Genomic DNA, 10,497 nt, shown 5'->3' with positions numbered 1-10,497 from the left:
TTTCCAGTGTGTTTGGATATTATGGTTACAGAAGCCGTAAGGATACTTTCATACTTTAAAACCTCTACCTCTAAAGCAAACACATAAAAAGCTGCATGCATAGTGCAGCTTTTTTGTGAAATTTTCTTGATTTTTCATGCTTTTCAACACAACCAGAATTTTCGAAATCCACCTGTAGCTTTTATAAGCGTGAGAGAAAAGCTTAAAAATAAAAGATTTTTTCAATAATTCTATTTTTTTATGTCTTTTCTAAAAAAAATTCTTAAATAAAGTGTTGACTCCATCGATCATATATACGTTACAGCATAACAAATGTGCGACTATTGCTCTATTTTTACCATTTAAACCAAATGAATTTCGCAGAAAAATATTCCTCTACGATCAACAACTTTTCTCAATATGGAAACTATGTCAATCTCACATTTCATGTAAGAGGGAGCATTATGCGGTTAACATTTCATCCACGCACAATATGAGAAAATAAGTTGAAATTCCTCTGATCTAAAGGGAATACCAGCCTACAAAATTATCTATTCTCAACAAAGTAACACTCTCACCGCTTCAATATCAGTACTTTAGTTTGAGTATACGAACACAATTTGCATTCTAGATTAAATGTATCAAATAAATAATAAACCCAAAATCTATGGATAAACAACGGGGTAACTTTCATGCTTCAAACAAAGGACAAGAAAATTCTATAATCATGCGTTATTAAAATTTTTTTGTAAATATTTTTATAGAGATATCAAAAATCGTACCATTACTTTCAATGCAAGAAACCGACATAAAAAATTTCATATTGAATTACCAAAATAGTCTTTTACAAATTGCGACATTAGAGCAAAAACTTCATTGGCTAATTATACGAAAAAATAAAATAAAAATGCATTTTTAATAAATATAAAAGCAAATTGTTTTATAAAATAATATGCAAAAAACCACAAAGTACTCATCACAACTTTAAAAAGCAATAAAAAGTACGTGAGCAATATGAAAAAGCTAGACGGCAAAAGCATGAATATCGTGGAACAAAATATTAAACAGATGAAACAACTGTTCCTTGAAGTATTTTCAGAAGGAAAAATTAAATTTGACCAACTACAAGAGCTTTTAGGAAATTACTTGGTTAAGGACGAAGACCATTATAATTTCACATGGCATGGGAAACGTGCAGCAAGTCGTCTTGCACAAACGTCAAGTACAGGAACACTCCGCCCTTGTAAACAAGAAAGTGTGGATTGGGACACCACACAAAATCTATTCATTGAAGGTGACAATCTTGAAGTTTTAAAACTTTTACAAAAATCATATCATCGCCAAGTCAAAATGATTTATATCGATCCCCCCCTATAATACCGGTAATGACTTTGTTTATAAAGATGACTTTAAAGATGGCGTGCAAAATTATCTTGAAATGACAGGACAATTGGATGACGAAGGCAAAAAATGGGAACAAATTCCAGCAGTGCCGGTCGCTACCATACCAATTGGCTGAATATGATGTACCCACGCCTCAAACTTGCACGCAACTTGCTTCGTGATGATGGTGTTATTTTTATTTCCATTGATGATAATGAAGTACATAATCTACGTAAATTATGTGATGAGATCTTTGGCGAAGAAAATTGCCTAGCAGAATTGATATGGAATTTTTCGAGTGGCCCGCAAGCTGGTCATTTTACGAGAGCACACGAATATGTTCTTGCCTATGCGAAAAATAAACGTTCTCTAGACTATTTTTCTGATTTAAGTGGAGGAGTTATCAAGCACGGCGCATTAAAAAAATATCTCTAGAGAATCCTGCAAGTACTATCACTTTTCCTAAAGGAAGTATTGGATTTTCTGGAAAAAATGCAGAGTTTGCAGACGAGCTTGGACAGTCTGAAAAACAATATGTTACCGCTGGAAAATTACGATTTACTGATGGTATCCTAGCCGAAGATGTAAGTATCAAGGCAGGTTGGGCGATGAAAAATCAACTACTCTCTTGGCTCAAAGGGAAAAAAACAATTGATAGTAAAGGACAAAAAATTATCCAGTTCTATTTTAATTCTCAAGGAATTTTATTTTATGAAAAAGAACGGGGAACAGTGCATCCGAAAACAGTATTGCCGGCTAATATTGGCAACACAAAACGGGGGTCTGACGAAATTAGAGAATTATTCGGGCACAAATTAATTGAATATCCCAAGCCTAGAGCCTTACTACATTTTTTAATTAAACATATTTCTACAAAGCAAGATGATCTCATCCTTGACTTTTTTGCAGGTTCTGGCACAACAGCCCATGCAGTGATGCAATTGAATGCCGAAGATGGTGGCAAGCGCCGTTGTATTTCTGTGCAACTGCCCGAGCTTACAGACGTAAAATCGGAAGCTTTCAAAGCTGGCTATAAAAACATTGCAGAAATATCCAAAGAGCGCCTGCGCCGCGCTGGGAAAAAAATCAAAGAAAAACAATGCCAAAAACGGGATTTAAATGCCAATAGTGACATTGACATAGGCTTTAACGTTTTCAAGCTTGATAGTTCAAACATAAAGCACTGGGAAGCAAGCTTCGATACACTTGATAAAGATCTTCTCAACGCTGTTGATCATCTCAAACAGGACCGTTCCAATGAAGACCTTCTTTATGAAATTCTTCTCAAATATGGACTTGATCTCTCTGTGTCCATTAAAACACATATCATTGCAGAAAAAACCATCTATATCATTGGACTTGGCACTTTAATAGTGTGCTTAGATGACGATATTGACATCAATGTCGTTAATGGCATTGGTTTGCTTAAAGAAAAACTACAATCCGAAACCACACATGTTGTTTTCAAAGATAATAGCTTTAAGGATGATGTCGTTAAAACCAACGCTCTCATGTGTCTAAAACGTTATGGCATTACTGATATCAAGAGCTTGTAGAGAAGACAGCAATGAAAATTAAATTTGACCCCAATCAACATCATCAACGTCGCGCATGGGAAGCTGTTGTAGGCGTTTTTAAAGGTCAAGAACTTGATAAAGCCTTGTTTTTCATGCCTTCATTAACCAAAAATGAATTGGAAGCACACTTAACACAGCAAAACGATATAGGTTGTGGTAACCGCTTACGTCTTTCGTCTGTAGAAATATTAAAAACGTTCAAAATATTCAGCTCCTTAATGGTTTAAAGCAAACAAAAGAACTACAAAGCCTTGACTTTGCCATTGAAATGGAAACCGGAACGGGGAAAACCTACGTATATCTACGCTCTATTTTTGAAATGAATAAACACTATGGTTTTTCAAAATTCATTATTGTTGTTCCCAGCATTGCAATTAAAGAAGGAGTCTTTAAAACACTTGAAATGACAACCGCACATTTTAGAGAGCAATATGAGAACACCCCTTTTGACTACTTTATTTATACCTCCAATCGATTAGAACAAGTTCGCAGTTTTGCACACAATGATTATATCCAAATTATGGTGATCAATATTGATGCTTTCCGCAAAAGTTTTACAGATCCTTCAATAGAAACCAGTGCAAATATCATCCATCGCTGGAATGACAAAATGCAAGGCATACCAATTGATTTTATAAAATCCACTCAACCAATCGTGATTATTGATGAACCGCAAAGTGTAGACACAACCGCCAAATCAGGAGAGGCAATCAAATCTCTTAATCCGCTCTGCATATTCAGATACTCAGCGACACATCTTGATAAACACAACATGCTGTATAAACTAGATTCTATTGATGCTTATGAACAAAAGCTTGTAAAGCAGATTGAAGTCGCCTCTATTGAAGTAAAGGATGGGCATAACAAAGCGTATATCAAGCTTCTGTCCGTTGATAATAAGGAGGGACACCGCGCCAAAATTGAATTGGATATTCAGAAAAAAACACGGTAAAACGCACTGAAAAATGGGTAAAACAAGGAGATGACTTGTTTAGGCTTTCAGGAGGACGCTCTCTTTATGATGGCTACGTTGTCAATGATATTTATTGTGAAGAAGGCAATGAATATATCGACTTCACCAGCAAGCCAGATATCATTCGTCTAAACCATGTGATTGGTGATGTAAATGAGGATGAGTACAAGAGGCTACAAATCCGCAAAACGATAGAAGAACATCTAGATAAAGAGCTAAAACTCACCCCAATGGGAATTAAGGTTCTTAGTCTCTTTTTCATTGATAAAGTAGCGAATTATCGGGATTACACAGCACCAAGACAAAAAGGAAAATACGCTATCATTTTTGAAGAAGAATATGCAAAAGCAATTAACAAGCCCAAATACCATACGCTTTTTTCTGAAATGGATATCGATAGTCTCCCCACACAGGTTCATAATGGCTATTTTTCTGGTGATAAGAATGGCTTTAAAGATACCAACGGTTTTACAAAATCTGATGAAAATACTTATAGCCTTATCATGAAGGATAAGGAAAAACTTCTTAGCTTTGATTCCAAGTTAAAGTTTATTTTCTCTCACTCCGCTCTCAAAGAAGGCTGGGATAATCCTAACGTCTTCCAGATTTGTACACTCAATGAAACCAAATCTGCCATAAAAAAACGTCAAGAAATTGGGCGCGGACTTCGTATCGCTGTTAATCAGGATGGAGAGCGTGTCTACGGTTTTGAGATTAACACACTAACCGTTATGGCCAATGAATCCTACGAAACTTTTGTTGATGATCTACAAAAAGAAATAGAAAAAGAAGAAGGTTTACGTTTTGGCATTATTGAAAAGCACAGCTTTGCCAATATCATCATTGAGAAAGAAAATGGAGAACAAGCATTTCTCGGAGCACAAGCCTCTGAAACCATCTGGAATACTCTCTTAGAAAAGCAATATATTGATCAACTCGGAATAGAAACAGCTACAGTAAAATAACAAACGAACTCAAAAAAGCCCTGAAAGAAAATAATCTTACACTTCCCAAACAATTTGAAGCGCAAAGAGGGGCGATTACAGCTATTCTTAAAAAAATTGCAGGTGGGCTTAATATTAAAAATAATGAGGATAAACGTACGGTACGCCTAAATAAAGCTGTTTTTAATAGTCCTGAATTCAAAAAAATATGGGATCGTATTAAATATAAAACCGTCTACAATGTAGAATTTAATTCAAATGAACTCATTAAAAGGTGTGCCCAAAGCCTTCGGGATAATCTCATTGTCGGCAAAACAAAATTCAATTACACACGCGCAAAAACTGAAATGAGCAAAGGTGGTATCAGTGTAACTGAAAATCAGAAAAGCACGCATATATACGATGTACGTGATTATCAAATTCCAGATATTTTAAGCTATCTTCAAAATGAAACAAATTTAAAAAGGCGGTCCATTCTAAGCATATTACTCGAGAGCGGACGACTGAATGATTTCAAAAATAATCCTCAAAAATTCATTGACGAGGTAAAAAAGCTTATCAAGCGTGAAATGCAACGTTTTATAGTTGATGGTATCAAATATCAAAAAATTGGTGATAAATATTTTTATGCACAAAAGCTTTTTGAACATGAAGAGCTCATTGGCTATTTGAACAAAAATATGACAAAAACTGATAAATCAACTTATGACCATGTTATTTATGATTCAGATATTGAGTTCAGTTTTGCACAATCGTTTGAAAAAAACGATGAGATTAAAGTTTATGCGAAACTGCCTGAATGGTTTAAAATTGATACACCTCTTGGATCATATACCCCAGATTGGGCTGTATTATTCGAGCAAGATGGGCAAGAAAAACTGTATTTTGTTGTGGAAAGCAAAGGAAGTATTTTTGAAGACATGTTGCGTGACCTTGAAAAAGCAAAAATCCATTGCGGTCGCGAACATTTCAAAGCTTTAGGAGAAAACACCCAATATATTGTTTCTGATAATTATGAAACTTTTATCGATCAAGCCCTTCAAAAAGATACCATAACAACTTGAAAAAATGTTTGGACTATGAAAACAGCCCTCCGCTGTTATTTATAAAATGCAACGTTTTCCTGCTCTATAATTTACAAGCTCTTCCCTATAACCGATTTTAATTTTTATTAAACGATTAAGAGATTGTCGAACATTTTCCAAAAAGGTCTGCACATTTAAGAAAAGAAAATTATAAACTATTGAAAATACATTTGACACCCAAACAATCATTTAATCATAAAAAATGATATATAAACAAACATTTGATTTATAAATCAATACGTTGATTTATAAAGATTTTAACATTTTCCATGTTAAATAATAAATGCAAATGGAGCAGGCATGCACGTCTCGTTTAAATTCTGCTTTTTCTCTCATGCAAAGTGAATTGACAGCAAACAGACTCCTCGATAAAGTCATCAAAATTAGCTTAACTGATGACTTCATTTTGAAGGAAAAGGGGTTTATACACAAGAAAAGCATTTGCGAACCATCAGCACTTCCAATCACATTCATTCCAATACCAAAACCGCAGACATCACAAACGCGTGTTCATTCTCAAAGCCTGTGATTTATAGAGCAGAACCAATATGTTAAAGAATATCAACAGGGGGCATAACAATGCAAGAGGTAGATTCCTATACAAAATCAGAAAAGTATGTCATATATACCGTCATTATTTCCAGCATACTTCCCTTGCTGGACGGAAGCATTGTCAACGTCATCCTTCCTAACCTTGCGCATTATCTTTCAGTGGGGGAAAATAATATACAATGGGTTGTAACATCCTATTTTCTTGCCACCGTGCCAGGGCTGCTTATGTCCGCTTTTGTTCAGGGGAGAATAGGGATCAAAAAGACTTGGTTTCTTGCAAGCTTCATTTTTATGCTTGGATCACTGGGGGTAGGATTAAGCTATGATTTTCCAACCATTATATCTGCCCGTATCGTTCAAGGTTTTGGGACAGGTCTTTTGCTACCCCTTAGCCAAACCATCATTGCATTACAATTCGGACAGACACGGGTGCGCCAAGCCATGGGCACCATAGCTGTACCAACGGTTTTTGCTCCTGCCTTTGGTCCGCTGGTAGGCGCCTCTCTTGCTCAGTATGTGTCTTGGCGTTTGTTATTTTTTATCAATATTCCGCTCATTTTATTGGCGCTCACCATTGGAGTTAAACATTTAAAGAGCAACGAAACAACAAAAACAAAATTTAACTTATTTGCATTTTTAGCGTTTTCCATATCGCTTATTTCGTTTTTCTATCTCACAGAAGCCAGAAATATAAAGAACAAAAATCACTTATATATCCTAGCACTTATAGCGGTGATATCTCTCATAGTATTCATTGTTTCTAATCAGAAAGCAAAAAACAAATTAATCGTCTTTAGTGGATTTCAAAATGCGCGCTACACATTGCTGATGGTCATGGGGCTTATTGCTTCATTTCTTTTTTATAGCTTCCTCGTTTATTTCCCACTAGCCGTTGCCATGGAACAAGCCCATGAAAATAGCCTTCTCATCATCGGCACAGTCCTAGCTCTGCAAGGGGTAGGTGCATGGATCGGAAGGAAATTTATTTACCAGAAATGGAAAGAAAAATCTCCCTTTTTCATGATAGGAATTGGTTTAGTGATATCAAGCTTTGGGCTATTATGCTTTGGCTATAATATAAGCATGGATGGGCTAGGATTTTTGCTAAGAGGCATAGGACTTGGCATCACCACCATTGTCTGCCTTTCTGCCCCCATTCAATATGTCAATAGTTTATACGTCAAAGATACGGCCGTTATCACACGCATATTACAGCAAATAGGTGGAGCCTTGGGGGGGTATATTCGCTGGCTTTTTGATCCATTCGCTGACAGAAGAATATCTGTCCTTAAACCAAACATATATCATATTCTTCATATTCTCTATCGCTGCATTTTTACTGTTTTGCCTCGCACTCTCCTTATCGCATAAAGAGAAAGGCTCCGATTTATGATATGTTTCGTTTGAACGCCTTCTCAATAACATTTGCAATGGCATATAAGATCATAGAGCAGTTTACCACTTTTCGAGAAACCAACAACACTGAGACCTTAGCCCCAAGCCTTCATTATTTTTATGAAAGGCCACTAAACCGACAGGCTTCTTAAGCTCTAAAATTTGTCCATCTCCAGTAACATGCGGTGTTTATCAACGTCATGCTTCCTTTGTGCTCTTGGACACCTCTCAAAACCTCTTGAAATATGGAATTCTCTGTTGTTATCTTTGCAAGTATCCACGAAATTAAGCACACGTTTCAATGCGGAATAGTCCCATAAACGCACTAACAGAAACCCCTACAGCACCAGCATAGAATATAGAACCCGCACACGCCCTAAATGCTAATCATCTTCTACCACGCATCACAATGTAGAAAATCGCACCGCACTGCAAACTTGATAATGTTATACATCCCATTTCAAGCTCATTGAATCGCTATGCTTTCATAATCACAATAGGTTCAAATGAAGCTGAAGCGACAAAAACAACTGGTAAAGCAGAATCTCTCTCTATTTCATTGTGAACTGTCATAACGAATCTACCCCGCTTTAATAAAAAAACCTTCTCTCATTGAGAGGGAATTTTTTAAAACATTGAAAATCATAATGCATGATGACAAACCCCAAACCATCTCTAAAAGGGCTGTTTCTTGATTTTTACAGTGTACTCTGAGATTTGCTAAAAATTTCCCCGCCTTTAAATTTTTCTTGTAAATTTTACGGACAAAAGAAGCTTTTCAGAACACTTACGCCTAGTTTCATTGCTTCAAGCTCCCCTACAGACACGATAAACGTGTATATTTTCACCTACCAAGTATGCAAGATGAACAGCGGATATCATGAAAACAGCCTTTTTATAGAAGACCGTAAGCTTGGAGATAAACGAAATTGCTAAACCGATCCCCTGCCCACTTGTTCTCTCTACCGGTTATGCGAACAAAGAGCCCCATCTGCTCTTTCTAACAAGCAAAAACATACGCAACATTTAGTAACATACCATTGTTGAAATTCTTGTCACAAAATCTTCCTTATTGTCATGTCAGAGATTATGCGCATTGCCTACTTTCTTCTCTCCAATAAACAATCTGCCAATAAAGAATGTTATTGCAGTTACGATAATACAAAATTATACTTCTGTTCTCATTCTATATTTTTCGTATTATCACACATTATCCACCCCCTTCCCCCCTTCACTGTTATAACAATGAAAGGGAAAAAATAAAACACAATATGGCATTTCTCTTTCACAAATCTTATATAAGCCACAAAATTGTTGCGCTACTTTCTATGCAAGGTTAAGCAATAAAATCATACTCTAAAAACCACTCCACACACCACTTTTTGATATTATAAAGATATAAAATGCAATTATCATCTCCGCAAAAAATATCTCAGAAAAACAAAATCCCCCCTGCAATCATTGGACTTCTCCCTCCAATGTTTGCATACCATTATACGCATAACGAGTTAGATGACTTGTTTATTGCATCGTTTTCTCCTCCTGAAATTCCAGTAGGTTCAAAACCCGAAAAAGTTAAAGCATAGCTACGTGCAATAAATGTGGAATGCAATGAACCGCTTGAAGTCCTTGGTAACTTGCTTGGAGATCTTTTGGAAAAAGAATATTATGACCCAAACCCAAGCGGATTAAATTCACCATTATATAAAAAAATTTTACAGTTACAAAAAGATAAACATACAGTTTTAGAAACGTTAAAGAAAGATGGATTGGAATATCAGCGTGGAGGGTATATTATCAAAGCAGGTCTTCTTTCTATAAAAGAGCTACAAAAACGTATTGCAGAGAAAGGACTTTCAGCAGTAGAAATCGAAATAAATAGAGCATTAGAAAACATAGAAAAAGATCCAAGAGAGGCAGTTCTATTTGCAGCAAATCTGTTGGAAGCCTCTTGCAAAGCTTATCTCGACCACCATTCTATCCCATGTGCAGAAAACGCCCGTAATAATCTGCCCGCTTTATGGGAAAAAGTCGTTAAGAAAGCTAAGATCCATCCCGAAGATATGAAGCAAGAAAACTTAAAAAATCAAGATCTAGATGAAAAAGACTTAAAAATGATCACATCCGGTCTGTATCAAGTTGTGCATGGTACTATGAATTTAAGAAACAAGAAAGGTGCAGCGCACGGCCGCTCAGAAAAAGATTTGGAACTAATCAATCTCAAACCTCGCCATGCGCGCTTAACTTTTAATGCGGCACATTCCCTCTCAATTTATATCTTAGAGCTCATGGATCAGCCATAATAAAAAACTTTAGAAAAAACATATCACGATTACCAGCATTTTCTCGTGCCATTTTAAATGCCTAAAAAGCATTAAAGGGGTGGTCGCTGCCTATATCCTTATTTCTATAGCACGACAGAATGAGTAATCACACCGCCCTATAGCTCTCCTCTTCCCCGCGTTGCTAGGCTCCACTTCTTTATCATCCTCTCATCCTCTTATCTGATAAAAGACATTATCCATAAATCACAATTTTTCCATGTTTGCTTTATGCGGAAATCTCAATTTATTCGCACCTCAAGCTCTGAAAAAATAAAATCCTTTTTT

The 10,497-nt window shown here is 36.1% G+C and carries 9 protein-coding genes and 1 pseudogene; all 10 read left to right on the top strand.

Going from position 1 to position 10,497, the window contains the following annotated elements:
* Positions 1–984: 984 nt before the first annotated feature.
* The gene (locus PVV60_RS08535; RefSeq protein WP_273724287.1) at positions 985–1,356 is read left to right on the top strand and encodes a hypothetical protein; all 372 of its coding nucleotides are present in this window, start codon (positions 985–987) and stop codon (positions 1,354–1,356) included.
* Between the two features lie 93 nt (positions 1,357–1,449).
* Positions 1,450–1,797: a DNA methyltransferase gene (locus PVV60_RS08530; protein WP_273724286.1), complete on the top strand. Its 348-nt coding sequence runs from the start codon at positions 1,450–1,452 to the stop codon at positions 1,795–1,797.
* A 173-nt stretch (positions 1,798–1,970) separates the two neighbouring features.
* The gene (locus PVV60_RS08525) at positions 1,971–2,918 is read left to right on the top strand and encodes a DNA methyltransferase (RefSeq protein ID WP_273724284.1); all 948 of its coding nucleotides are present in this window, start codon (positions 1,971–1,973) and stop codon (positions 2,916–2,918) included.
* Positions 2,919–2,929: 11 nt separating this feature from the next.
* Positions 2,930–3,166 carry a hypothetical protein gene (locus PVV60_RS08520; RefSeq protein ID WP_273724282.1) on the top strand — a complete coding sequence of 79 codons (237 nt, stop codon included), beginning with the start codon at positions 2,930–2,932 and terminating at the stop codon, positions 3,164–3,166.
* 41 nt (positions 3,167–3,207) lie between these two features.
* On the top strand, positions 3,208–3,891 hold the full coding sequence (locus PVV60_RS08515) for a DEAD/DEAH box helicase family protein (protein ID WP_342752793.1): 684 nt from the start codon (positions 3,208–3,210) through the stop codon (positions 3,889–3,891).
* Positions 3,892–3,926: 35 nt separating this feature from the next.
* A complete protein-coding gene (locus tag PVV60_RS08510; RefSeq protein ID WP_273724280.1) occupies positions 3,927–4,877 on the top strand; it encodes a hypothetical protein in 951 nt (316 codons plus the stop codon).
* A 326-nt stretch (positions 4,878–5,203) separates the two neighbouring features.
* Complete coding sequence (locus PVV60_RS08505) at positions 5,204–5,920, top strand: hypothetical protein (RefSeq protein WP_273724279.1); 717 nt, start codon at positions 5,204–5,206, stop codon at positions 5,918–5,920.
* Between the two features lie 600 nt (positions 5,921–6,520).
* Positions 6,521–7,886, top strand: a pseudogene (locus PVV60_RS08500) (MFS transporter).
* Positions 7,887–9,291: 1,405 nt separating this feature from the next.
* Positions 9,292–9,474, top strand: a complete 183-nt coding sequence (locus tag PVV60_RS08495) for a hypothetical protein (RefSeq protein ID WP_273724275.1) — start codon at positions 9,292–9,294, stop codon at positions 9,472–9,474.
* A 66-nt stretch (positions 9,475–9,540) separates the two neighbouring features.
* Positions 9,541–10,191 (top strand): abortive infection family protein, encoded by a 651-nt coding sequence (locus tag PVV60_RS08490; protein WP_273724273.1) that lies wholly within the window; start codon positions 9,541–9,543, stop codon positions 10,189–10,191.
* The last annotated feature ends 306 nt before the right edge of the window (positions 10,192–10,497 follow it).

Origin of the sequence: Bartonella sp. AU18XJBT, from assembly GCF_028618595.1 — a bacterium.
Taxonomy (GTDB): Bacteria; Pseudomonadota; Alphaproteobacteria; order Rhizobiales; family Rhizobiaceae; genus Bartonella.
The sequence above is the reverse complement of the archived record's forward strand: the minus strand, read 5'-3'. Positions and strand labels throughout refer to the sequence as shown.

Bases quoted from the DNA above. Each gene is read 5' to 3' on its own strand.
- PVV60_RS08495 (WP_273724275.1), top strand. From the start codon at position 9,292: ATGCAATTATCATCTCCGCAAAAAATATCTCAGAAAAACAAAATCCCC.
- PVV60_RS08525 (WP_273724284.1), top strand. From the start codon at position 1,971: ATGAAAAATCAACTACTCTCTTGGCTCAAAGGGAAAAAAACAATTGAT.
- PVV60_RS08505 (WP_273724279.1), top strand. From the start codon at position 5,204: ATGAGCAAAGGTGGTATCAGTGTAACTGAAAATCAGAAAAGCACGCAT.
- PVV60_RS08530 (WP_273724286.1), top strand. From the start codon at position 1,450: ATGGGAACAAATTCCAGCAGTGCCGGTCGCTACCATACCAATTGGCTG.
- PVV60_RS08515 (WP_342752793.1), top strand. From the start codon at position 3,208: ATGGAAACCGGAACGGGGAAAACCTACGTATATCTACGCTCTATTTTT.
- PVV60_RS08520 (WP_273724282.1), top strand. From the start codon at position 2,930: ATGAAAATTAAATTTGACCCCAATCAACATCATCAACGTCGCGCATGG.